Origin of the sequence: Brachybacterium endophyticum (assembly GCF_003130585.1) — a bacterium.
Taxonomy (GTDB): domain Bacteria; phylum Actinomycetota; class Actinomycetes; order Actinomycetales; family Dermabacteraceae; genus Brachybacterium; species Brachybacterium endophyticum.
On sequence record NZ_QFKX01000005.1, the window covers coordinates 79,852 to 102,596 of the forward strand.

21 protein-coding genes are annotated in these 22,745 nt (G+C 70.8%); 17 read left to right on the forward strand and 4 right to left on the reverse strand.

What is annotated here, in order from left to right; all coding sequences use genetic code 11:
* The first annotated feature begins 9 nt into the window (after window positions 1-9).
* From DEO23_RS12470 to DEO23_RS12500, 7 genes are all read left to right on the forward strand, one after another.
* Entirely contained in the window at window positions 10-558 is a 549-nt protein-coding gene (locus tag DEO23_RS12470; RefSeq protein ID WP_109276358.1) for a F0F1 ATP synthase subunit B, read from the forward strand.
* A 9-nt stretch (window positions 559-567) separates the two neighbouring features.
* Window positions 568-1,383 (forward strand): F0F1 ATP synthase subunit delta, encoded by an 816-nt coding sequence (locus DEO23_RS12475; RefSeq protein WP_109276359.1) that lies wholly within the window; start codon window positions 568-570, stop codon window positions 1,381-1,383.
* Between the two features lie 78 nt (window positions 1,384-1,461).
* Window positions 1,462-3,087 carry a F0F1 ATP synthase subunit alpha gene (atpA, locus tag DEO23_RS12480; RefSeq protein WP_109276360.1) on the forward strand — a complete coding sequence of 542 codons (1,626 nt, stop codon included), beginning with the start codon at window positions 1,462-1,464 and terminating at the stop codon, window positions 3,085-3,087.
* Window positions 3,088-3,159: 72 nt separating this feature from the next.
* Complete coding sequence (locus tag DEO23_RS12485) at window positions 3,160-4,074, forward strand: F0F1 ATP synthase subunit gamma (protein WP_109276361.1); 915 nt, start codon at window positions 3,160-3,162, stop codon at window positions 4,072-4,074.
* Window positions 4,075-4,121: 47 nt separating this feature from the next.
* Window positions 4,122-5,597, forward strand: a complete 1,476-nt coding sequence (gene atpD, locus DEO23_RS12490) for a F0F1 ATP synthase subunit beta (protein ID WP_109276362.1) — start codon at window positions 4,122-4,124, stop codon at window positions 5,595-5,597.
* Window positions 5,594-5,863, forward strand: a complete 270-nt coding sequence (locus DEO23_RS12495) for a F0F1 ATP synthase subunit epsilon (RefSeq protein ID WP_109276363.1) — start codon at window positions 5,594-5,596, stop codon at window positions 5,861-5,863. The genes atpD and DEO23_RS12495 overlap by 4 nt, the downstream gene beginning before the upstream one ends.
* Window positions 5,864-5,879: 16 nt before the next feature.
* Window positions 5,880-6,311 (forward strand): DUF2550 family protein, encoded by a 432-nt coding sequence (locus DEO23_RS12500; RefSeq protein WP_109276364.1) that lies wholly within the window; start codon window positions 5,880-5,882, stop codon window positions 6,309-6,311.
* Window positions 6,312-6,330: 19 nt separating this feature from the next.
* On the opposite strand, the gene DEO23_RS12505 is transcribed toward DEO23_RS12500, so the two are convergent.
* Window positions 6,331-7,569, reverse strand: coding sequence for an N-acetylglucosamine-6-phosphate deacetylase (locus tag DEO23_RS12505; RefSeq protein ID WP_109276365.1), 1,239 nt, complete (start codon window positions 7,567-7,569; stop codon window positions 6,331-6,333).
* Between the two features lie 37 nt (window positions 7,570-7,606).
* On the reverse strand, window positions 7,607-8,332 hold the full coding sequence (gene nucS / locus DEO23_RS12510; RefSeq protein ID WP_109276569.1) for an endonuclease NucS: 726 nt from the start codon (window positions 8,330-8,332) through the stop codon (window positions 7,607-7,609).
* A 173-nt stretch (window positions 8,333-8,505) separates the two neighbouring features.
* Between nucS and DEO23_RS12515 the strand changes: the two genes are divergently transcribed.
* Genes DEO23_RS12515 through DEO23_RS12525 form a run of 3 tightly spaced genes read left to right on the forward strand, consistent with a single transcriptional unit; the run spans window position 8,506 to window position 11,642 of the window.
* Complete coding sequence (locus tag DEO23_RS12515; protein WP_133249876.1) at window positions 8,506-9,648, forward strand: hypothetical protein; 1,143 nt, start codon at window positions 8,506-8,508, stop codon at window positions 9,646-9,648.
* On the forward strand, window positions 9,645-10,688 hold the full coding sequence (locus DEO23_RS12520) for a DUF8094 domain-containing protein (RefSeq protein ID WP_109276367.1): 1,044 nt from the start codon (window positions 9,645-9,647) through the stop codon (window positions 10,686-10,688). The genes DEO23_RS12515 and DEO23_RS12520 overlap by 4 nt, the downstream gene beginning before the upstream one ends.
* Window positions 10,689-10,736: 48 nt before the next feature.
* Window positions 10,737-11,642 carry a co-chaperone YbbN gene (locus DEO23_RS12525; RefSeq protein WP_109276368.1) on the forward strand — a complete coding sequence of 302 codons (906 nt, stop codon included), beginning with the start codon at window positions 10,737-10,739 and terminating at the stop codon, window positions 11,640-11,642.
* 6 nt (window positions 11,643-11,648) lie between these two features.
* Here DEO23_RS12525 and glgB read toward each other — a convergent pair whose 3' ends face one another.
* Both glgB and DEO23_RS12535 read right to left on the reverse strand, forming a co-directional pair.
* Window positions 11,649-13,862: a 1,4-alpha-glucan branching protein GlgB gene (gene glgB, locus DEO23_RS12530; protein ID WP_165831832.1), complete on the reverse strand. Its 2,214-nt coding sequence runs from the start codon at window positions 13,860-13,862 to the stop codon at window positions 11,649-11,651.
* A 4-nt stretch (window positions 13,863-13,866) separates the two neighbouring features.
* A complete protein-coding gene (locus DEO23_RS12535) occupies window positions 13,867-15,900 on the reverse strand; it encodes a maltotransferase domain-containing protein (RefSeq protein ID WP_109276369.1) in 2,034 nt (677 codons plus the stop codon).
* A gap of 195 nt (window positions 15,901-16,095) precedes the next feature.
* Between DEO23_RS12535 and DEO23_RS12540 the strand changes: the two genes are divergently transcribed.
* Genes DEO23_RS12540 through DEO23_RS12570 form a run of 7 tightly spaced genes read left to right on the forward strand, consistent with a single transcriptional unit; the run spans window position 16,096 to window position 22,724 of the window.
* Complete coding sequence (locus DEO23_RS12540; RefSeq protein WP_476695648.1) at window positions 16,096-17,157, forward strand: AAA family ATPase; 1,062 nt, start codon at window positions 16,096-16,098, stop codon at window positions 17,155-17,157.
* Between the two features lie 13 nt (window positions 17,158-17,170).
* On the forward strand, window positions 17,171-18,067 hold the full coding sequence (locus DEO23_RS12545) for a DUF58 domain-containing protein (protein WP_109276370.1): 897 nt from the start codon (window positions 17,171-17,173) through the stop codon (window positions 18,065-18,067).
* Entirely contained in the window at window positions 18,054-18,545 is a 492-nt protein-coding gene (locus tag DEO23_RS12550; RefSeq protein WP_240613388.1) for a hypothetical protein, read from the forward strand. Before DEO23_RS12545 ends, DEO23_RS12550 begins: the two co-directional genes overlap by 14 nt.
* Complete coding sequence (locus DEO23_RS12555) at window positions 18,536-19,558, forward strand: vWA domain-containing protein (RefSeq protein ID WP_109276371.1); 1,023 nt, start codon at window positions 18,536-18,538, stop codon at window positions 19,556-19,558. The genes DEO23_RS12550 and DEO23_RS12555 overlap by 10 nt, the downstream gene beginning before the upstream one ends.
* 10 nt (window positions 19,559-19,568) lie before the next feature.
* Window positions 19,569-20,588, forward strand: a complete 1,020-nt coding sequence (locus DEO23_RS12560) for a vWA domain-containing protein (RefSeq protein ID WP_109276372.1) — start codon at window positions 19,569-19,571, stop codon at window positions 20,586-20,588.
* Window positions 20,585-21,571, forward strand: coding sequence for a hypothetical protein (locus DEO23_RS12565; protein WP_109276373.1), 987 nt, complete (start codon window positions 20,585-20,587; stop codon window positions 21,569-21,571). Before DEO23_RS12560 ends, DEO23_RS12565 begins: the two co-directional genes overlap by 4 nt.
* Window positions 21,549-22,724 carry a cysteine desulfurase family protein gene (locus tag DEO23_RS12570; RefSeq protein ID WP_109276374.1) on the forward strand — a complete coding sequence of 392 codons (1,176 nt, stop codon included), beginning with the start codon at window positions 21,549-21,551 and terminating at the stop codon, window positions 22,722-22,724. The genes DEO23_RS12565 and DEO23_RS12570 overlap by 23 nt, the downstream gene beginning before the upstream one ends.
* Window positions 22,725-22,745 lie beyond the last annotated feature (21 nt).

The following is a 22,745-nucleotide window of genomic DNA, read 5'->3' on the forward strand; positions in this document are numbered from 1 at the left end:
ACCCCACCCATGATTCTCGCCGAAGGTACAGAGGGTGAGGTCCCGGGCTGGAAGATCCTGGTTCCGGAGCCCCAGGAGATCATCTGGTCGCTCTTCTTCCTGGTCATCTTCGCCGTCATCTTCACCAAGTTCATCCTGCCGCGGCTGAACGCCGTGCTCGACGAGCGCTCGGAGAAGATCGAGGGCGGTCTGAAGAAGGCCGAGGAGGTCCAGCAGCAGGCCGACCAGCTCAAGAACGAACAGGAGCAGGAGCTCGCTGCGGCTCGCCAGGAGGCGGCCTCGATCCGCGAGAAGGCGCGTGCCGACGGCACCGCCATCATCGAGGAGGCCAAGGCACGCGCCGAGGCCGAGAACGAGCGCATCCTCACCGCCGGGCGCCAGCAGCTCACGGCGGAGCGCACCACCGCAGCGGCACAGCTCAAGGGAGAGGTCGGAGCGCTCGCGAGCGACCTGGCCTCCAAGATCGTCGGCGAGTCCCTCACCGACGACGAGCGCTCCAGCCGCGTGATCGACCGGTTCCTGGACGACCTCGAGTCCTCCCAGACCGCGACCCGATAAGGACACCAGATGCGAGGAACCTCCTCCACCTCCCTGCGCGAGGTGACCCAGCGGTCCCACGAGCTGCTGCGCGGCGACGACGTGTCGCTGCCGCAGGTCGCCGAGGAGCTGTTCGCCATCGCCGACGCGATCGACTCCAGCAATCAGCTGGTGCGGATGCTCAGCGACGGCGGCCGGCCGGCCTCGGTCAAGCAGGACGTCGTGACGTCGCTGTTCGCCGATCGCGTCGGCCCCGTCGCCTCCGAGCTCGCCCGTGAGGTCGTGGGCCGTCGGTGGTCCGAGCAGGAGGACGTCCTGGACGCCCTCGAACAGCTCGGCGTCGAGGCGCTGCTCGCGCAGGCCGCCCACGAGGGCGTGCTCGAGCAGGTCGAGGAGGAGCTGTTCCAGATCTCCCGCGTGATCGACGAGAGCGGACCGCTCAGCGGTGCCCTCGACGGCGCCCGTGAGGACCCCGAGGCGCGCACGGGTGTCATCGATCGCCTGCTGGGCGCTCGTGCACTCCCGCTCACCGTCGCCCTCGCGCGCCGAGCCGTGGGGCGTCGCACCGACGTCAAGCCCGCTCGCAGGCTGCTCGGCTTCGCCGAGTTCGCCTCCGCGCGTCGTCGTCGCCTGCTGGCGATCGTGCGCACCGCGCGGGAGCTCAGCGACGAGCAGCAGTCGCGCCTGGCCTCGATCCTCACCCGTGCCTACGGGCGCGAGGTGCAGATCAATCTCGAGCTGGACCCGGAGGTCGTCGGCGGCCTGCGCGTGCAGGTCGGGGACGACCTCTACGACGCGACGGTTCTCGCGCGCCTGGCCCAGGCACGCACCCGCCTGGTGGCCTGACGGCCGCGCACCGACGACCCCTCATCTGACGACCACCGCCCCCCTTTGTCGGGGCAGAGAAGGAAGCGAAGCACCGCGATGGCTGAGCTCACGATCCGCCCGGAGGACATCCGGAACGCCCTGGACACCGCCGTGTCCACCTACCAGGCCGAGACCCCCGACCGCGAGGAGATCGGCCGCGTCACCGAGTCGGCCGACGGCATCGCCCGCGTCGAGGGTCTGCCCGGCGTCATGGCCAACGAGCTGGTCCGCTTCGCGGACGGCACGCTCGGTCTGGCGCTGAACCTCGAGCTCCGCGAGGTCGGCATCGTCGTCCTCGGCGAGTTCTCCGGCATCCAGGAGGGCCAGGAGGTCCGTCGCACCGGTGAGGTGCTCTCCGTGCCCGTCGGCGACAAGTTCCTGGGCCGCGTGGTCGACCCCACCGGCGCCCCCATCGACGGCCTCGGCGAGATCGAGTCGGACAGCCGGCGCGCCCTCGAGCTGCAGGCCCCGACGGTCATGCAGCGCAAGAGCGTCAAGGAGCCGATGCAGACCGGCATCAAGTCGATCGACGCGATGACCCCGATCGGCCGCGGTCAGCGTCAGCTGATCATCGGCGACCGCCAGACCGGCAAGACCACCATCGCCCTGGACACGATCCTGAACCAGAAGGCGAACTGGGACTCCGGCGATCCCGACCAGCAGGTGCGCTGCATCTACGTGGCCGTCGGCCAGAAGGGCTCGACGATCGCCTCGGTGCGCGCGACCCTCGAGGAGGCCGGAGCGCTCGACTACACGACGATCGTCGCGGCCCCCGCCTCCGATCCCGCGGGCTTCAAGTACATCGCTCCCTACGCGGGCTCGGCCATCGGCCAGCACTGGATGTACGAGGGCAAGCACGTCCTGATCGTCTTCGACGACCTCACCAAGCAGGCCGAGGCCTACCGTGCGGTCTCCCTGCTGCTGCGTCGCCCGCCGGGCCGCGAGGCCTACCCCGGCGACGTCTTCTACCTGCACTCCCGTCTGCTCGAGCGCTGCGCGAAGCTCAGCGACGAGATGGGTGGCGGTTCAATGACCGGTCTGCCGATCATCGAGACCAAGGCCAACGATGTCTCGGCCTACATCCCGACCAACGTCATCTCGATCACCGACGGCCAGGTCTTCCTGCAGTCCGATCTGTTCAACGCCGACCAGCGTCCCGCTGTCGACGTCGGCATCTCGGTCTCCCGCGTGGGCGGCTCGGCCCAGATCAAGGCGATGAAGTCGGTCTCCGGCACGCTGAAGATCTCCCTCGCCCAGTACCGCGACCTCGAGTCCTTCGCGATGTTCGCCTCCGACCTGGACGCCGCCTCCAAGCAGCAGCTGAACCGCGGCGCCCGTCTGATGGAGCTGCTCAAGCAGCCCCAGAGCTCGCCCTACCCGGTCGAGGAGGAGGTCATCTCGATCTGGGCCGGCACCACCGGCAAGTTCGATGACATCGAGGTCGAGGACGTCCGCGAGTTCGAGGGTCTGCTGCTCGAGCACCTGCGCCACAACGGCAACGTCCTCGAGGACATCCGCACCTCGAAGAAGTTCTCCGACGAGTCCCAGCAGGAGGCCGCCGACCTGCTCGATCAGGTCAAGCGTGACTTCCTGGCCGGCAAGGGCCAGGCGTCCGAGGTCACCGACGTGAACGAGAGCGCCGAGGACGAGGACATCGACCAGGAGCGCATCGTCCGCGGATGATCCGGTCCGACGCCCACCCGTGAGGGCAGGGCGTCGCCGGGACCAGGCCGGAGCATCCCGCGAAGGAGAGACATGGGAGCACAGCAGAGGGAGTACAAGAAGCGGATCACCTCCGCTCAGGGCATGAAGAAGATCTTCAAGGCCAAGGAGATGGTCGCGGCATCGCGCATCGCCAAGGCCCACGCCCGGGTGCTCGCGACCACGCCGTACGCGGACGCGATCACGCGTGCGATCGGGGCCGTCGCGACCCATTCCGGGGACGTCGATCACGCGTTCCTCGACCAGGAGCGCAGCGAGACGGGTCGCGCGGGGATCGTGCTGATCACCGCAGACCGCGGTATGACCGGCTCGTACTCGCACAACGCGATCCGCACCGCGGAGGAGCTCGCCAACCGTCTGATCGACGAGGGCAAGAAGCCCGTGCTGTACGTCGTCGGGCGCAAGGGCGAGACCTACTACACCTTCCGCAACCGTCCGCCGGTGCAGTCCTGGGCGCCGTACTCGGAGTCCGAGATCCCCGCTCTCGGCCACGACATCGCGCAGCGTCTGACCGACGACCTGCAGAGCGAGGACCCCGAGATCCACCTCGACGAGGCCTACCTCGTGGGCACTCGCTTCGTGAGCCGCTTCCAGCAGGTCGCACGGGCGACCCGCCTGGTGCCGCTCGAGGTTGTCGACGCCGCCGAGGGGGAGGGCTCGCCGCAGTACCCGCTCTACGAGTTCGCGCCGGATGCCGAGTCGGTCATGGACGAACTGCTGCCGCGCTACCTCGAGTCGCGCATCGTCAACCTGCTGCTGCAGTCGATGGCGTCCGAGCACGCCGCCACCCAGCGCGCGATGAAGACCGCGACGGACAACGCCGAGCAGCAGATCCGTAAGTTCACCCGTCTGGCCAACTCGGCACGCCAGGCAGAGATCACCCAGGAGATCTCGGAGATCGTCGGCGGCGCCGACGCGCTCTCGGGATCCGGTCGCACCGAACGCTGAGCCGCCGCACGCGCTCCGAGCGCCGGCCTGACATTGGAGAGAACCTTATGAGCACCGCAGTCACCACCGACCCCGCTGCCGCCCCGGCGGAGCAGGGCACCGGCCGCATCGCCCGCGTCACCGGCGCGGTCGTGGACATCGAGTTCCCCCCGGGGAACATCCCCGAGCTCTACAACGCCCTGACCACGGATGTCCAGGTCGAGGGCGCGGGTCTCGAGCCCACGGTCCTGACCCTGGAGACCGCCCAGCACCTGGGTGACGGCATGGTGCGCGCGATCGCGCTCAAGCCCACCGACGGTCTCGTGCGCGGCCAGGCCGTGACCGACACCGGCGCGCCGATCTCGGTCCCGGTCGGCGACGCCACTCTGGGCACCGTGTTCGACGTGGTCGGCAACGCTCTGAACCTCCCCGAGGGCGAGTCCCTCCAGGTCTCCGAGCGCTGGCCCATCCACCGCACCGCCCCGAACTTCGACCAGCTCGAGTCGAAGACCACGATGTTCGAGACCGGCATCAAGTCGATCGACCTGCTGACCCCGTACGTGCAGGGCGGCAAGATCGGCCTGTTCGGCGGCGCCGGCGTGGGCAAGACGGTCCTCATCCAGGAGATGATCTACCGCGTGGCCAACAACCACGACGGTGTCTCCGTGTTCGCCGGTGTCGGCGAGCGCACCCGTGAGGGCTGGGACCTCATCGAGGAGATGACCGAGTCGGGCGTCATCGAGAAGACCGCTCTGGTCTTCGGCCAGATGGACGAGCCCCCGGGCACGCGACTGCGCGTGGCGCTCTCGGCGCTGACCATGGCGGAGTACTTCCGTGACGTCCAGAGCCAGGACGTGCTGCTGTTCATCGACAACATCTTCCGCTTCACCCAGGCGGGCTCCGAGGTCTCCACGCTGCTGGGCCGCATGCCCTCGGCGGTGGGCTACCAGCCCAACCTGGCCGACGAGATGGGCGTGCTGCAGGAGCGCATCACCTCCACCCGCGGCCACTCGATCACCTCGATGCAGGCGATCTACGTCCCGGCCGACGACTACACCGACCCGGCCCCGGCGACGACCTTCGCCCACCTGGACGCGACCACCGAGCTCTCCCGTGAGATCGCCTCGCGCGGTCTGTACCCGGCGATCGACCCGCTGACCTCGACCTCGCGCATCCTCGACCCGCGCTACGTGGGCCAGGAGCACTACGACGTCGCCAACCGGGTGAAGCAGATCCTGCAGCGCAACAAGGAGCTGCAGGACATCATCGCGATGCTCGGCGTGGACGAGCTCTCCGAGGAGGACAAGGTGACGGTGGCCCGTGCCCGCCGCATCCAGCAGTTCCTCTCGCAGAACACCCACCTGGCCAAGCAGTTCACCGGCGTGGACGGCTCGGACGTGGCGCTGCGCGACACCATCGAGTCCTTCAAGGGCATCTGCGACGGCGAGTTCGACCACATCCCCGAGCAGGCGTTCTTCAACGTCGGCGGCATCGACATGGTGATGGAGAACTGGCACAACCTCCAGAAGGAGCTCGGAGAGTGAGCACCCTCGAGGTCACCTTCGTCTCCGCCGATCGCACCGTGTGGAGCGGGCAGGCGGCGCAGGTCGTCGTGCCCGCGGCCGACGGGTCGATGGGAATCCTGCCCCGCATGCAGCCCACGCTCGCGATCCTGGATCGCGGCGCGGTGCGCATCATCGGCGAGGACGGCGAGGCCACCGAGCGTGACGTCGAGGGCGGTTTCGTCTCGATGGACGGCGACGTGGTGACGATCGCCGTCGATCACGCCGCTCGGGCCTCGGCCAACTGAGGCGACGAACGCGGCCATGACCCACGTGAACGTCCCGATCACCCTGGTGGTGGTCGGGGCGTTCGTCGTCCTGCTGGCGCTCGCGGTGCTGGTGCGCTCGATCGTCCTCGCGCGGGGCTTGCTCGACTGTTACCTGTGGAGGCCCGCGGCGCGGCAGGGTCGTGGGGTCTGGCGCGGAGGACGGCTGCGCTTCTCCTCCGAGGGCCTGTATTGGCGGCGCTCGGACGCCCTGCTGCCGGGCGGGGAGGTCGCCCTGCGCCGCAGCGAGATCCTCGACGTGGTGCGCCACAGCATCGAGGGCGAGGATGAGGGGGAGCGAGCCGAGCTGGAGTTCCAGGTCCGGGGGCGCGAGCCGGTGTGGCTGATGGTCCCCTTCACCACCTCTTCGGCGGTGATCGCCTGGCAGGAGGCGGCACCCACGGGTGCCGTCCGCGGCGACGCGGACTGACGCCCGCAGCGCGGGAGGATCAGTCGGCGCGGGCGGTCTCGACCAGCTCGCCCCCGCGGACGACCTGCACGGGACGCAGGTGCTCATCGACCAGCAGCACGTCCCCTCGCAGCCCTGCTCGCAACGACCCGATCTCGTCCTGCGCGCCCAGAACCTGGGCCGGCACGGCGCTCGCGGCCCGCACGGCCGTGGTCAGATCCACGCCCGCCTCGCGCACGGCGAAGCGCACGACGTCGATAAGGTGCGCGGTCCCTCCGGCGATCGACCCACCCTCCGCGAGGGTCGCGACGCCGTCCTCGACGGTGACGTCGAGGGCCCCGAGGCGGTAGCTGCCGTCGGCCATCCCGGCGGCGGCCATCGCATCGGTGATCAGCACCAGGGAGTCCGGGGCGGCGATGTCGAAGACGTGTCCCACGGTCTCGGCGGCCAGGTGGACGCCGTCGGCGATCACCTCGCCCACCAGGTGGCCCTGTGCAGCGGCGTCCAGGGCGGCGAGAGCGGGGCCCGGGTCGCGATGGTGGATCGGACGCATGCCGTTGAACAGATGAGTGGCGGTGGGGCGCGGGGATCGGCCGTGGGAGCGGCGCAGGGCGTCCCCGGCCGTGGCGATCGCCTCGCGCATCTGCGTGCTCGAGCAGTCGGTGTGCCCCAGGGAGGGGACGGCGCCGCCCTCGGCGAGGGCGCGCACGACCTCGTCGGCGTTCGCGGTCTCCGGGGCGACCGTCATCGTCGCGATGGCCCCGTCCGAGATCTCGCAGAGCCGGCGCACGAGCGCGGCATCGCCGGAGCTGATGTGCGAGGGGTTCTGGGCGCCACGGCGCACCTCGGAGATGAAGGGCCCTTCGAGGTGGATCGCTGCGACCTCGCCCTCGCCCACCAGGGAGGTCAGCATCTCGACCCGCGAGGTGAGCTCCTCGGCGGAGGCCGTCACCAGCGAGGCGACCAGGGAGGTGGTCCCGTGGCGACGGTGCTCGCGGACCGCGACCAGCGCCTCCTGCTGATCGTCGCAGTCAGGGAAGGAGGCACCGCCGCCGCCGTGGCAATGGAGGTCCACCAGGCCCGGCAGGATCAGTCCGGGGTGGTCGATGGTGCGGGCTGCCTCGTGCGACGGCGCGGCCTCGGCGCTCCCGACGAAGAGGATCCGGCCCTCGGCGATCAGGACGAGCGCATCTGTCACCACGCCCTGCTCGAGCAGGGCGGTGCCGCGCAGGGCCAGCTCGGCCTGCAGGGAGGGCTCGTGGCGGTGATCGGCGGGCATCGGTGCTCCTTCGCGGACGGGACGTGGGGGAGTGGCCTCAGAACAGACGGCTCTCGGCATCGTCGATGCCGCGCAGCGCGTCGTAGTCGAGGGTCACGCAGTCGATGCCGCGATCGCCCGCCAGCACCTTCGCCTGCGGCTTGATGGCCTGGGCGGCGAACATGCCGCGCACCGGGGCGAGCAGCGGATCGCGGTTCAGCAGCTCGAGGTAGCGAGTGAGCTGCTCGACGCCGTCGATCTCGCCGCGGCGCTTGATCTCGATCGCGACGGTGCCGCCGTCCGCGTCCCGCGCCAGGATGTCGACCGGACCGATCGCGGTGGGGTACTCGCGTCGCACCAGGGACCAGTCCTCCCCGAGGGTCTCGATGTTCTGGGCGAGGAGAGCCTGCAGGTGGGCCTCGACGCCGTCCTTCTGCAGACCGGGGTCGATGCCGAGCTCGATGGACGTGTCCTGCAGGATCTCCACCAGGCGCACCCGCAAGCGGTCCCCGGTCTTGTCGTGGACGACGTCCCACTCCTGGACCCAGTCCTCTTCGGGAAGGGTCGCCGCTGCGTCCTCGGCCGCGTCCTCGGCGTCGGCGCGATCCGTCACGCGCAGGCGGCAGGGAGGGCTCATCCAGTTCAGCGGCTTGTAGCTGCCGCCGTCGGAGTGGACGAGCACGCTGCCGTCGGCTTTGACGATGAGCAGGCGCGTGGCCAGGGGCAGATGAGCGGTGAGGCGGCCGGTGTAATCGACCGAGCACTTGGCAACGACGAGACGCACCCGGTCAGCGTACGGCAGTGCACGCATGCTCCGGGCATCGCAGCGCGCGTGCTCACGCTCACGCTCGGGCGCGAAGAGGGTGTGCTCGCGGCCCGTCTCTCGTATCGTGAGAGGGATTCGGTGCGAACGAGGAGATCGTCATCATCTACAAGATCATTGCTAGCGTCCTGGTGGTGCTGGGGCTGGTGGGGCTCCTCCTGGGGCGCCTCGGCGAGACCACCTGGGCGCCGTCCCCCGAGCGCACCGCGAGCGTCGACCTCTCCGACGCCGGCCCCGCCGTGGTCATCGACCCGGGCGTGCTGTACGTGGGCGGCACGCAGGGGACCGTGAAGGTCACCGGCTCCTCCGACGTCTCGGTGATCACCGCCTCGAACCAGGACATCGACGCCTACCTCGACGGCACCGCGTACACCCGGATCACCGGGCTCTCGGACTGGCAGACGCTGACCACCGAGGCCGTGGACGCCGACGGCGAGGACACGATCTCCGATCCCACGCACTCCGACCTCTGGCGCAGCGTGGAGACGACGAAGAGCCCCGCCTCGATCGACATCGCGGACTTCCACGCCGAGGAGACCGAGAAGTCCCCTCAGCCGTACCGCGCGATCCTCCTGGTCACCGACGGGAAGTCGGCGGGCGCGGACAGCGTGTCGATCACCTGGCCGGTCGACGAGACCAACGAATGGGTGCCCTACGCCTACGCCGCGGGAGCGACGCTCCTGATCGTCGGCCTGGTCATGCTCGTGGTCTCCGTCGGCTCCTCGCGCCGCAAAGCAGGCGCCACGGCCGGGCGCGGCGGTGCGGGCACCGCAGCGGTCGGCGCAGGCGCCGCGGGCACGGCGGTCGCCGCCGACCACGCGCACCGCGACGACACCGATCCCCAGGACGGGGACCGGGACGCGGAGCAGGAGCAGCAGGACCGGGACGCCCGGCCCGATCGGGACGCGGACGCGGACCACCACCAGGGACAGGCTCCGGAGCCCGAGACCGAACGCCTGGACCACCTGCAGGACGCCTCGCAGGAGAGCGACGAGCAGGGCGCCGCGGTCGAGCCCGCGGACGAGGCGACGACGGAACCCGCCGCCGAGCCCGCCACGGAGCCCACCACGGAGCCCGCCGCCGAGGAGGACGTCTGGGGGCCGACCGCGCCCATCACCGTCGGACCCGGCCAGGGCGAGCGCTCCGGTCACGAGTCCGCCGAGGGGTCGGAGGATCCCACCGAGGTCCTCGACCGCGTCGAGGACCCGGCGACGCCCCCGCGTCGCCCGCACAGGCACCGCGCGAGCACGCCGGAGACCGAGGAGGAGCAGCGATGAGCGCAGTCACCAGGCGCGTCGTGCTGAGCGGCGCCGGCGCGATGGCGCTGGGCGGGCTGCTCGCGGCGTGCGGGTCGAAGGAGGACGCCCCACCGGCCGTCCCCTCCGGACCCGAGCTCGAGAGCCCGACCCCCGCGGTCACCGGCGACCAGATGTCGGCCTACCTCGGCGACATCCACGACGCCCTGAAGGCGGCGGACGAGGACCGAAAGGCCGGGGAGCTGGCGCCCCGCGTCACCGGCTCGGCCGCCTCCTTCCGCAAGGCCACCTACGCCATCATCGACAAGGACAAGGGCTGGGCGAAGAAGGCTCTCACCCGTCCGGGTCAGAAGGCCGTCGTCCCAATCACCTCGACCTCCGAGGACTTCCCGCGCACCGCGCTGGCCCTCGTCGAGGCCGACGGTTCCTCCGATGCGGCGCCCTACTTCATGATCCTGCAGCAGAAGGACGCGAAGTCGCCCTACTCGACGTGGGGCTGGGCGCAGCAGGTCGCCGGCATCGACATGCCCACGGTCCCCTCCGCCCAGGTCGGCAGCGCGGCGGTGACCGCCGACGAGAAAGACCTGCTGGTCACGCCGAAGGAGGCGCTCGAGCTCTACGCCGCGGTGCTCTCCTCGGGCGACAAGAAGGACCGCAAGCACCAGCTCGCCGACGACCCGTTCAAGCAGACCACCTTCGAGCAGATCTGGAAGGAGCGTCGCGAGCTGAACAAGGGCGTCGACAAGGACGAGATCGGTACCATCCACGAGGAGTACACCCCCGTGAAGGGCGAGGTCGGCGGGCTGCGCACCGACGACGGCGGCGCGATCGTCCTCGGCACCCTCACCTCGACGCGGAAGCTGTCCATCAACGAGGGGTCGAAGGTCAGCTACGGCGAGGACAACATCTACACCACGATCATCGGCGCCCGGACGTTCACCAAGGAGTACTCACGCGACTACGGCACCACCGTCGCCCTGTACATCCCGCCGAAGGGCTCCGAGAAGAAGATCCAGCCGATCGGCGCCACCCGCGCCGTTCTCGACGCCCGCGGCGAATGAGCCCCTGCCGTCGCCGCACCCGCACCACCGATCGTTGAGGAGAACCCCATGACCGATCCCTACGGCGTCATCGACCTGTCCTCCCTCAAGAAGCCCGCCGGCGAGGCCGGCAGCGGCTCCACCGGCCAGTACGAGGTCACCGTCGAGGAGACGAACCTCGAGCAGGTCATCCAGGACTCCCAGACCACCGCGACCGTGCTCGTGGTCACTAGCAGCCGCGTGCCCGGCATGGACGAGTTCCTCGCCGCCCTGCGCAGCGCCGTCGACGCGAAGTCGGGCGCGCTGCGCCTGGCGGTCGTGGACGCCGACGCCCAGCCCCGCGTCGCCGCGGCCCTGCGCGTCCAGCAGCTGCCCACCCTGATGCTGCTCCTGCAGGGGCAGATCCAGCCGGTCGCCGAGTCGATCGTCCCCGAGGAGCAGCTCGCCGGGCTGATGGACCAGGTGGTCCAGGTCGCCCAGCAGACGGGACTGGACACCGCAGGGGCCGACGCCGCCGCGGCGTCCGAGGCCGAGGAGGGCGAGGCGAGCCCGCAGGCCGAGCTCCCGCCCCTGTTGCAGACGGCCTACGACGCGATCGAGGCCGGGGACCTCGAGGGCGCGCGCACCGCGTTCACCGAGCACCTGAACCAGAACCCCGCCGACTCCGAGGCGACCGCCGGGCTCGCCACCGTCGACCTCATGGATCGCACGAAGGACGCCCAGCTGGAGGCTGCCCGCACCGCGGCCGCCGAGCACCCCGAGGACGTCGACGCCCAGCTGCTGGTCGCCGATCTCGACATGCTCGGCGGGCACGTCGAGGACGCCTTCTCCCGGCTCCTGGACCAGCTGCGCGGGGCCGACGCCGAGTCCCGGGACCGCCTGCGCGCGCGCCTGCTCGAGCTGTTCGCGGTCGCGGGTCCGGAAGATCCGCGCGTCGGCCCGGCGCGCAAGCGCCTGGCGAACCTCCTGTACTGAGGCGCCTCAGCCCCGGGACGCGGGGCGCAGCACGAGCGCGCCGAGCGGAGGCACCGTGAGCCGGACCGAGTGTGCGTACCCGCCGGCCGGGACGTCCTCGGCATCGACCCTGCCCAGGTTCCCCACGCCGCTGCCGCCGTAGACCGCCGCGTCGGAGTTCAGCACCTCGTCCCACGCCCCGCCCAGCGGCATCGGGACGCGGTGCTCGTGCCAGGGCTCGGGGGAGAAGTTCAGGACCACCACGAGTGGGTTCCCGCCGCGGTCACGGCGCAGGAACGCGACCGTGTCGTGCTCGGCGTCGTCGGCCAGCAACCAGGCGAAGCCGTCGGGATCCTGATCCAGCTCGGAGAGCGCGGGCTCCTCGCGCAGCAGGGCGTTCAGGTCCGTCACCAGGCGCTGGATCCCGGAGTGCATGTCGTGCTCGAGCAGCCACCAGTCCAGGCCCGTCGACTCGTTCCACTCCGAGGACTGCCCGAACTCGCAGCCCATGAACAGCAGCTGCTTGCCCGGGTGCGTCCACTGCAGCGCCAGGTAGGTGCGCAGCGTGGCGGCCTGCTGCCAGTCGTCCCCCGGCGCCTTGCGCAGCAGGGGCTTCTTCCCGTGCACGACCTCGTCGTGGGAGATCGGCAGCACGAAGTTCTCGGAGTACTGGTAGACCATCGAGAACGTGAGCTCGCCGTGGTGGTACTGCCGGTGCACGGGATCCTCGCCGATGTACTCGAGGGTGTCGTGCATCCAGCCCATGTTCCACTTGAAGCCGAAGCCCAGGCCGCCCGCGTCGGTGGGGCGTGTGACCCCGGGGAAGGACGTGGACTCCTCGGCGATCATCACGATGCCCGGCGCGCGCTTGTACGCGGTCGCATTGGTCTCCTGCAGGAAGGCGATGGACTCGAGGTCCTCGCGCCCGCCCTCACGGTTGGGCACCCACTGGCCGTCGTCCCGGGAGTAGTCGAGGTAGAGCATCGAGGCGACCGCGTCGACCCGCAGCCCGTCGACGTGGAACTCCTCGAGCCAGTAGCAGGCATTGGCGACCAGGAAGTTGCGCACCTCGCTGCGTCCGGTGTCGAACACGTAGGTGCCCCAGTCGGGATGCTCCCCGCGGCGGGGGTCGGCGTGCTCGTACAGCGGTGTGCCGTCGAAGCGGGCGAGGGCCCACTCGTCCTTGGGGAAGTGGGCGGGCACCCAGTCCATGATCACGCCGATGCCGGCGCGGTGCAGCGCGTCGATCAGGTGGCGCAGCTCGTCGGGGGAGCCCCAGCGGGAGGTGGGGGCGTAGTACCCGGTGACCTGGTACCCCCAGGAGCCGCCGAAGGGGTGCTCGGCCACGGGCATGAACTCCACGTGGGTGAAGCCCGTCTGCTGCACGTACTCCACCAGCTCGGTGGCCAGGTCGCGGTAGCTGCGGCCCGGCCGCCAGCTGCCCAGGTGCACCTCGTAGATCGACATCGGGGCGGTCAGCGGATCGTGCTGGGCGCGCTCGGCGAGCCAGGCGTCGTCGCCCCACTCGTAGCTGCTCGAGGTGACGATCGAGCCGGTGGCCGGAGGGATCTCGGTGCGTCGCGCCATCGGGTCGGCCTTGTCCCGCCACTGGGCATCGGCCCCGAGGATCCGCAGCTTGTAGACGGCGCCGTCGCCCACCCCCGGGACGAACAGCTCCCAGACACCGGAGCCGCCGAGCGAGCGCAGCGCGTGCCCACGACCGTCCCAGCCGTTCAGATCGCCGATCAGCTGCACGGCACGGGCGTTGGGCGCCCAGACGGAGAAGGTGGTCCCGGCGACGCCGTCGATCTCCCGCACATGGGCGCCGAGCACCTGCCAGAGCTCCTCGTGGCGGCCCTCGCGGATCAGGTGCAGATCCAGCTCGCCCACGCTGGGCAGGAACCGGTAGGGCTCCTCGAGCTCGACCGGCTCGGCCCCCGGGGCCCAGGTCACCCGGATGGTGAAGGCGTCGAGGTGGGGACGGTCCACGGCCGTCACCCAGATCCCGTCATACTCGTGGCGCATCGGGTGCACGGTGCCGTCGGGCAGGGCCAGCGCCACCTCGTGGGCCAGCGGCCTCAGCGTGCGCACGGTGACGCCGCCGTCGTAGGTGTGCACGCCCAGCACGGAATGCGGGTCGTGGTAGCTGCCGGTCGCGGTGGCGCCCAGCTCGTGGGCACCGACCGGCATCTCACGGGGAGCGCGGCGCGCCGTGCTCGGGGTCGGGGCGCTCGGGGTCATGGGGTCACTCCTTCGTGCGGACCACGCGCAGCACGTGCGCGGGACGATCGGTGGGGGAGAGGATCACGAAGGGGTCCTCGTCCCAGGTGAAGCGCTCACCGGTCAGCAGGTCCTCGACCTCGAACGGGGCCTCGACGTCGAGCGCCGCGAGGTCCAGGTGGATCGTGCTCGCGGTGCCGGCGTCGAAGCGGGTGAGGGAGACGACGAGGACGGTGTCGGCACGGCCCGAGTCGGTCTGCGAGCCGTCGAGATGCTTGGAGAAGACGACGACCTGCGGGTCCTCGGCCTCGTGGAAGACGATCTCGGTGAGGGTCTGCAGGGCGGGGTGCTCTCGGCGGATCAGGTTCAGCTGGGTCAGCAGCGGCTCCAGGCTCACCCCGCGCTGGAGCGCCCCCTCGAAGTCCCGCGGCCGGTACTCGTACTTCTCGTTGTCGATCTGCTCCTCGGCGCCCGGCCGCGGCACGTCCTCGACCAGCTCGTAGCCGGAGTAGATCCCCCAGGTGGGCACGAGCGTCGCGGCGAGGATCGCCCGCAGGCGGAATGCGGCGCGACCACCGGCGCTCATGAACGGGGTGAGGATGTCGTGGGTCGTCGGCCAGAAGCTCGGGCGCATGTAGGGGGCGGACTCGGCGAGCTCGAGCAGGTACTCCCGCAGCTCCTCGGGCGTATGGCGCCAGGTGAAGTACGAGTAGGACTGGTGGAAGCCGACCTTGCCCAGCGTGTGCATCATCGTGGGCCGGGTGAAGGCCTCGGCCAGGAAGATCACCTCGGGGTGCTTGCGGTCGAACTCCGCCAGCAGCTCCTGCCAGAAGCGCACGGGCTTGGTGTGGGGGTTGTCGACGCGGAACAGGGTGACGCCGCGCCGCACCCATCCCTCGAGCACGTCGCGGATCGCCGCGTACAGGCCGTCGTAGTCGGTGTCGAAGCTGAGCGGGTAGATGTCCTGGTACTTCTTCGGCGGGTTCTCCGCGTAGGCGATGCTGCCGTCGGGCCGCACCACGAACCATTCGGGGTGCTCGCGCACCCACGGATGGTCGGGGGAGCACTGCAGGGCGATGTCGAGGGCGACCTCCAGGCCCAGCTCCCGGGCGCGGCCGACGAACGCCTCGAAGTCCTCCATCGTCCCCAGGTCCGGGTGGATCGCCTCGTGCCCGCCGTCGGCCGAGCCGATCGCGTACGGCGAGCCGGGGTCGCCAGGGCGAGGATCGAGCGTGTTGTTGCGGCCCTTGCGGAAGGTCTCGCCGATCGGATGGATCGGCGTCAGGTAGGCGACGTCGAAGCCCATCGCCGCGACCCGGTCGAGCTCGCCGGCGGCGCTGCGCAGGGTGCCGCCGATCCAGCGGCCCTCGGAGAAGCGGGCACCGACCGAGCGCGGGAAGAACTCGTACCAGGAGCCGACCAGCGCGAGGCGGCGGTGCACGATCAGCTCGTGCGGACCGTGGACGGTGACGCCCTCGCGCAGCGGCCGCTCGGTCAGGACGCGGCGGAGGTCCTCCGCGAGCGCCGGGGCGACGCGCGCGGCGGGCGAGAGGGACGTGGTCCCCAGCGACGCCAGGGCCGCGCGCACCACCGGTGCGTCCTCCGCGGGCCGCTCGCCGTCCTCGATCTCCGCGAGCACGCGCGTGAGCACCTGCTGTCCCTCGGCGATCACGAGGTCCTCGTCGATCCCCGCCGGGATCTTCACCTCGGCCACGTGAGCCCAGGTCGCGTACGGGTCCGCGAAGGCCTCGACCGAGAAGGACCAGTGCCCGGGGGCATCCGGCCGGATCCGCGTCTCCCACAGGTCCAGACCCGGGTTCGCGGACTCCAACGTCCTGCGGGTGGTGCCGCCCTCGGGGTCCCGCAGCACGAGCTGCACCCCCATGGCGTCGTGCCCCTCACGGAAGGCGTTGGCCCATACCCGCACGCTCTCGCCGACGGCGCACGAGGCGGGGAAGCGGTCGTCGTCCACGACCGGTCCCGCCGCCATCACCGGGATCCGGCCGATGCCGGCGGACAGGGAGCTGTCCGTCCGCGCGGAGGGTGACGTGGGGGCCATGGACGCTCCTGTTCACTGGGTCTGTCGGGGTGACCGCGATCTCATCCGCCCCGCCGGTCGCCTCACGATAGCCGTTCGCATGCTGTCGCGGGCGCCCCGTCCGACCACCTCCGGAGAGGATAGGATCGACGAGGTGCCGGGTGATGCGGCGCCCCGCACGCCGCACGATCCCACGCGACGGGAGTACGCCCGCAGATGAGCCAGCAGCCACAGGAGAGCCCCGCGCATCCGGCCCCCATCCGGGCCGAGGCGTCCTTCGCGCCCGGGCAGCCCGCGATCCCGCCGGCGAACATGGAGCGCGCGGGCGACATCGTCCGGGCCATCACCGAGGTGTTCCAGTCACGGGTGGTGGGCCAGGAGAACCTGCGCCGTTCCCTGCTGGCCGCGCTCGCCGCCGGTGGCCACGTGCTGCTCGAATCGGTGCCGGGCCTCGCCAAGACCACGGCCGCCTCCGCGCTCGCCTCGGGGATCTCCGGCACCTTCTCCAGGATCCAGTGCACGCCGGACCTGATGCCCAACGACATCATCGGCACGCAGATCTTCAACTACGGCTCCGGCACCTTCACCACGCAGCTGGGCCCCGTCCACGCCAACGTCGTGCTGCTGGACGAGATCAACCGCTCGAGCGCGAAGACCCAGTCGGCGATGCTCGAGGCGATGCAGGAGCGCCAGACCTCGATCGGCGGGGAGATCCACCGCCTGCCCGAGCCCTTCATGGTGCTCGCGACCCAGAACCCCATCGAGGAGGAGGGCACGTACGTCCTCCCCGAGGCGCAGATGGACCGCTTCCTGATGAAGGAGGTGCTGACCTACCCGCGTCCGGGCGAGGAGCACGAGATCCTGGACCGCTCCACGAGCGGCACCCTGACGGCGCCGCGCACCGCAGCCCGCACCGTGTCGCTCGAGGACATCCGCTTCCTGCAGGAGATGGTCGACCAGGTCTACGTCGACCAGACCGTCAAGCGCTACATCATCGACCTGGTGTTCACGACCCGCGGCTCCGGGCCGCGCCCGGTCGCCAACCTCACCCAGAGCGTGCGGGTGGGCGCGAGCCCTCGCGGCTCCCTCGCCCTGATGCGGGTCGGCCAGGCCAACGCCCTGCTCCACGGGCGGGACTACGTCACCCCGGACGACGTGCGCGCCATGCGCTACGCCGTGCTGCGCCACCGTCTCGTGCTCACCTTCGACGCGATCGCCGGCGGCGTCACGCCCGAGCAGATCATCGACGCGGTCTTCCACGCCGTGCCGATGCCCTGAGCGAGGAGCAGGCATGGCGACCTCGCTGCTGACCCGCGTCAAGGCGCAGGTGGACCTGTACACCTCGAACCGTGCGCGCGGGCTCATCCAGGGGCGCGGCAGGTCGCTGTTCAAGGGCAGCGGCGAGGACTTCGACGACCTGAAGTACTACCAGCCGGGCGACAAGATCTCCGACATCGACTGGAAGGCGACCGCCCGCAGCGGCGAGCCGCTGATCCGCCAGTTCAACGAGGAGCGGGTGCGCCACCTGTCGATCGTGGCCGACACGTCCTCGGCGATGGCGACCCGCGCGGCCGACGGCACCTCCAAGCGCGACGCCATGGTCACCGCCGCAGGGCTGGTGTGCTTCCTGGCCCAGCAGAACGGCGACCTGGTGAGCCTCGTGGCGGGGTCGCAGGCGCGCCCCGTCCAGCTGCCCTCCCGCTCGAGCGACGGCCACCTCGAACTGCTGCTGCGCACCATCCAGCAGTCCACCAGCGCCGCCTCGGAGCCCTCGGACGTGTCCTGGCTGCTCGAGCGGGCCTTCCGCGTCACCTCCCGCTCGACCCTGATGACGCTGATCACCGACGAGGCGCATCCGGCCATCGAGGACCACTCGATCCTGCGCCGGCTGACCACCCGCCACGACGTGCTGGTGATCCGGATCGGGGACGCCGACCCCTTGCAGCCCGCCGACCTCGACCACGAGGTCGTGGACGTCGAGCAGCCGCGGGAGATCTCCGAGCTCGCCCGGGTCTCCCCGCGGGTCGCCCGGGACGTGGAGAACTACCGGCGGGCGCGACGGGAGGCCACCGGCGAGATGCTCGACGGCCTCCACGTCACGCACCTGCTGACAGGGGGAGAGGACGCCGTCGTCGCCGACATGATCGCGATGCTGCGCGCGAGGGAGTACCGCCATGCCCATGCGTGAACTCCTGGCCGACCCCTCGCCGGAGACGATCATCGACCCGCCGCAGTACTCGATCGCCTGGCTGATCCTCGCGGTGCTGTGCCTCATCGTGATCGCGGCCGTCGTGGTCGCGGTGCTGCGGATCTCCCGCGCCGTGGTCGCCCGCCGTGCGTACCGTCTGCGCCCCGACGAGCCCGAGGGGCTGAAGGCCGAGTTCCTGCGCGCGGTCAACGACATCGGGTCCCGGCACGAGGACGGGGTCCTCGACGCCCGCGCCGGGCACCACGAGCTGACCTCCGTGATGCGTCGCTTCGTGCGCCGCACCACCGGGCACGACGTCACCAGCCAGGATGTCGGCTCGCTGCTCGCGGATCCGCGCACCCATGACGTCGGCGCCCTGATCGGCGATCTCTACGAGCCCGACTTCGCCCCCTCCAGCGACGTGGGCCTCGAGGAGTCCGTGCACCGTGCGCGGGAGGTGATCCGGCGATGGTCATGACGCTGTGGTGGGTGGCCCTGCTGCTGCTGGTCGCCGGGATCGTGGTCTGGGCGATCACCTTCTGGCACCGCCGCTCGATGCACAAGGCACCGGTGCTGGTCGCGAACTCCGCCTTCCTCGAGCGGGTGCCCAGCTTCGTGCGCAGCCAGCGCTTGGCCCGGGCGCTGCGGGTGGTCCAGGTCGGCATCGCCGTGCTCGGACTGCTGGCCGCCTCCGTGCTCGCCGGACGCGTCGCCACCGAGCGCGTGCAGACGCCCGAGTTCGCCGACCGCGACATCGTGCTGTGCCTGGACATCTCCGGCTCGATGTACGAGTACGACACCCAGATCCTGCAGACCTTCGCGGACATGGTCGACGACTTCCAGGGGGAGCGGATCTCGCTGTCGATCTTCAACTCGACCTCGCGCACGGTGTTCCCCCTGACCGACGACTACGACCTGGTCCAGCGTGAGCTGAAGGAGGGGGCCGAGGCCATCGACTTCGACGAGTTCGGGTACCGACTGGGCAACCGGGACTACCCGCAGGAGAAGGTCGAGAAGTATGCCGACTTCGTCGAGGGCACCCGCGGCATCGACGACCAGGCCTCGGTGATCCCCGACGGGCTGGCCTCGTGCGGCCAGCTCCTCGACCACGCGGAGACCGACCGCAGCCGCTCGATCATCTTCGCGACCGACAACGAGGTCAACGGCGAGCCGATCTTCAGCCTCGACGAGGCGGCGAAGTCCGTCCGCGACCGCAACATCGACCTCTACACGTTCTACCCCGGGGCCTACGAGTGCGGCGACGAGTGCTTCGACGAGCTCAAGAGCGTCACCGAGAAGCACGACGGGACGCTCTACCAATCCTCGGACCCGAACGCGATCCCCTCGATCATCACCGAGATCCAGCAGACCCAGGCCCAGAAGATGGGCGCGACCCCGACCCTGATCCGCACGGATCACCCGCTGTTCGCCTTCGTGTTCACCCTGCTCGCCCTGGTGGGCGTGCTGGTCGTGGGCTGGCGGAACCGGTGAGGGGGAGAGCATGCACCTGGAGCATCTGATCCCGCTGTGGGCCACGATCCTGATCTTCGTGCCCCTGCTCGCGCTCGCTGTAGTGATGATGGTCCGCCGGCCCCGCCAGCGCTGGGCGTGGGTGCGCCGGGCGCTGATGGTGGCTCTGCTGGCCGTCATCGCGCTGCGCCCCGCGACCTACACGGAGACCGAGCAGACCCAGCGGATGAACGCCAACGTGTTCTTCGTGGTCGACCGCACCGGGTCGATGAACGCCGAGGACTACGCCGACGGGACGCCGCGCCTGGACGGCGTCGAGCGCGACATGGACAGGGTCATGTCGATGACGAAGGGCTCGCGCTACTCGATCATCTCCTTCGACTCCACGGCCGCCTCACAGCTGCCCCTGACCACCGACGCCGGGGCCGCACAGGCCTGGATCGACACCCTCAGCACCGAGCCCACCGCCCATTCCAAGGGATCGAACGTCGACCGTCCGCTCGACACCCTCACCGAGGCGGTCTCCGACGCCCGGACGGACGACCCCGACTCCCAGGTGCTGGTCTACTTCCTGAGCGACGGCGAGAACACCGACGGCAAGGACTCCCAGAGCTTCGATCAGCTGAAGCCGATGGTCGATGCGGGCGGCGTGCTCGGCTACGGGACACCGCAGGGCGGACCGATGCGGGCCTCCGGAGCCGGCACCGACGGCGAGTACATCACCGACTCCTCGGGGAAGAAGGGCACCTCGAGGATCGACGAGAAGCAGCTGCAGACCATCGCCGACCAGCTGGGCGTGCCGTACCTGCACCGCACCGATCCCGAGGCGGCGATCGAGGGCACCATGGACGGGATCGACCTGAAGCCCGTGCCCATCGAGTCGCGACGTGACGTCGCGAGCTTCCGTGACTGGTACTGGATCGCGGCGATCCCCCTGGCCTGCCTGTTCATCTGGGAGCTGGGGGAGATGACGTATCGTCTGCCCCGTCGGCGCGATCGGCGTGAGCTGACGTCCGTGCGGGAGCGCGCCGGGGAAGGAGATCTCCGATGAGTTCCACCCTCGCCTCGCCCGACGCCCCGCAGACCGACGGCGCCGGTGGTGCCGACGAGGTCGAGCGCCCTCTGGAGGCACCCGAGCCGCGCCGTCCGCAGGACTACGGCCTGGACACCGCACTGCTGCGCCGGATCCGCCTGATCGCCTTCGCGATCGTGGGGATCCCCCTGCTCGTCCTGGCCCTCCTCGCCGTGCGCTTCGTGACCATGCCGCTGACCCAGGCCTGGCACGGAGCCGCCTACGGCGACGGCAAGTACCCCCAGGCGATCGAGCGACTGTGGCCCGTGCAGAACGGCAACTGGTTCGAGCCGTACCTGCCGCACCTGAGCAAGGGCACGGACCTGCTCCAGGACGGCAAGGACGCCGAGGCCGAGACGGAGCTGCGCACCGCTCTGAAGGAGTGGGAGGGCCACATCGACATCAACGCCCCCCAGCACGCCCAGTGCAAGATCCTCAACAACCTCGCGATCTCCATCGAGCGCCAGGCCAACCAGATCGAGGACGCCGGCGACCGTGCCGATCGCCTCCACGAGGCCGAGCAGGTGCTCGAGCCCTGCGCCGGTGGGGGCGGCGGCGGTGAGGGAGAAGGCCAGGGCGGTGGCGGCCAGGGCGAGGGCCAGGGCGGCGAGGGCTCGGGTAACGAGGACTCCGGCACCACCAAGGGCAACGGCGAGCGGGTCGAGAAGGAACGCAAGGAGGCCGACAAGGAGGCCGGCAACGATCCCGACGCCCGCGAGAAGGGCGAGGAGAAGGGCGGCTCCGGCGACCAGGAGAAGGGCGACGGCGGCGCGATGGACCCGGGCGAGCCCAAGAAGGACGACCCCGAGGGCAAGGGGCCCGACGAGGAGAAGCCCACCCAGGGAGACTCGGAGGACCAGAAGAAGTCCGAGGACCTCGACGAACGCAACAAGGACGCGAACTCGGGCGACGGCGAGGACTCGCAGGACGGAGACAGCAGTGACCCTTCCCAGCCCTGGTGACCGCGTCTACATCGACCACGCGGCGACCGCACCGCTGCGCCCCGAGGCGCGCGACGCCTTCCTCGCCGCCTCCTCGCTGCCGGGGAACCCGACCTCCCGCCACGGCTCCGGCCGGCACGCCCGCGGCGTGCTGGACGATGCGCTGGAATCCCTCGCCGACTCCCTGGACGTGCCCGTCTCCTGGTTGACGCTGACCTCCGGCGGCACCGAGGCGGACAACATCGCAGTGCGCGGCGCCGCGCTCGCCGCGCACGCGGCCGATCCCTCCCGCCGGGCGGTCGCCGTCTGCGCGACCGACCACCCGGCCGTGCTGGAGACCGCGCGCTCCCTCACCCCCACCATCGAGGACCGCGAGATCGCCGTCTCCGCGGAGGGACTGCTCGATCTCGACGCGCTGCGCGGGGCCCTCGCCCCCGGCGACGTGTCCGTCGTCAGCGTCGCCCTGGTGAACAACGAGACCGGCGTGATCCAGGACCTCGAGGCGATCACCGAGATCGCCCATGCGGCGGGCGCGCTCGTGCACACCGACGCCGTCCAGGCCACCAGCCACGTCCCGCTCCCGGTGCACACGGTCGACATGCTGAGCCTGACCGGCCACAAGATCGGCGCGCCCGTCGGGGTGGGGCTGCTCGTCGCGCGCCCCGACATCCCCTTCGTCGCCGGGCTGACCGGCGGCGGCCAGCAGCGGGGCGTGCGCCCCGGGACCCTCGACGCCCCGCACACCGCCTCTCTCGCCGCCGCGCTCGAGAGGACGCTGGCCGACCGCGAGGCGGAGTCCGCGAGGCTGGGTGCGCTCGCCGAGCGCCTGCGCGAGGGGATCCGTGCGATCGATCCGGAGGCCGTGGTGACCGCGGCCGCGGCGCCGCGCAGCCCCCACGTGGTCCACGTGATGCTGCCCGGCTGCGACCAGGACGCGCTGCTGCTCATGCTCGACCAGCAGGGGATCGACGCCTCCGCGGGGTCCGCCTGCTCGGCGGGCGTGACCCAGGCCAGCCACGTGCTGATCGCCATGGGGGTCGACCCGGACCTGGCCCGCGGCGCCCTGCGGCTGTCGCTGGGCTGGTCCACGCAGGACGGCGACGTGGACCGCGTGCTCGCGGCCCTGCCCGAGGCGATCCAGCGCGCCCGCGCCCTCGGTGCGCTGACGCGGTGAGCGGTGCCGCGGTGAGCAAGC

What these genes read in the sequence shown, in the direction of transcription:
- DEO23_RS12470 (WP_109276358.1), top strand. Translation starts at nt 10, where the DNA reads ATGATTCTCGCCGAAGGTACAGAGGGTGAGGTCCCGGGCTGGAAGATC.
- DEO23_RS12475 (WP_109276359.1), top strand. Translation starts at nt 568, where the DNA reads ATGCGAGGAACCTCCTCCACCTCCCTGCGCGAGGTGACCCAGCGGTCC.
- atpA (WP_109276360.1), top strand. Translation starts at nt 1,462, where the DNA reads ATGGCTGAGCTCACGATCCGCCCGGAGGACATCCGGAACGCCCTGGAC.
- DEO23_RS12485 (WP_109276361.1), top strand. Translation starts at nt 3,160, where the DNA reads ATGGGAGCACAGCAGAGGGAGTACAAGAAGCGGATCACCTCCGCTCAG.
- atpD (WP_109276362.1), top strand. Translation starts at nt 4,122, where the DNA reads ATGAGCACCGCAGTCACCACCGACCCCGCTGCCGCCCCGGCGGAGCAG.
- DEO23_RS12500 (WP_109276364.1), top strand. Translation starts at nt 5,880, where the DNA reads ATGACCCACGTGAACGTCCCGATCACCCTGGTGGTGGTCGGGGCGTTC.
- DEO23_RS12505 (WP_109276365.1), bottom strand. Translation starts at nt 7,569, where the DNA reads ATGCCCGCCGATCACCGCCACGAGCCCTCCCTGCAGGCCGAGCTGGCC.
- DEO23_RS12520 (WP_109276367.1), top strand. Translation starts at nt 9,645, where the DNA reads ATGAGCGCAGTCACCAGGCGCGTCGTGCTGAGCGGCGCCGGCGCGATG.
- DEO23_RS12525 (WP_109276368.1), top strand. Translation starts at nt 10,737, where the DNA reads ATGACCGATCCCTACGGCGTCATCGACCTGTCCTCCCTCAAGAAGCCC.
- glgB (WP_165831832.1), bottom strand. Translation starts at nt 13,862, where the DNA reads ATGACCCCGAGCGCCCCGACCCCGAGCACGGCGCGCCGCGCTCCCCGT.
- DEO23_RS12535 (WP_109276369.1), bottom strand. Translation starts at nt 15,900, where the DNA reads ATGGCCCCCACGTCACCCTCCGCGCGGACGGACAGCTCCCTGTCCGCC.
- DEO23_RS12540 (WP_476695648.1), top strand. Translation starts at nt 16,096, where the DNA reads ATGAGCCAGCAGCCACAGGAGAGCCCCGCGCATCCGGCCCCCATCCGG.
- DEO23_RS12545 (WP_109276370.1), top strand. Translation starts at nt 17,171, where the DNA reads ATGGCGACCTCGCTGCTGACCCGCGTCAAGGCGCAGGTGGACCTGTAC.
- DEO23_RS12550 (WP_240613388.1), top strand. Translation starts at nt 18,054, where the DNA reads ATGCCCATGCGTGAACTCCTGGCCGACCCCTCGCCGGAGACGATCATC.
- DEO23_RS12555 (WP_109276371.1), top strand. Translation starts at nt 18,536, where the DNA reads ATGGTCATGACGCTGTGGTGGGTGGCCCTGCTGCTGCTGGTCGCCGGG.
- DEO23_RS12560 (WP_109276372.1), top strand. Translation starts at nt 19,569, where the DNA reads ATGCACCTGGAGCATCTGATCCCGCTGTGGGCCACGATCCTGATCTTC.
- DEO23_RS12565 (WP_109276373.1), top strand. Translation starts at nt 20,585, where the DNA reads ATGAGTTCCACCCTCGCCTCGCCCGACGCCCCGCAGACCGACGGCGCC.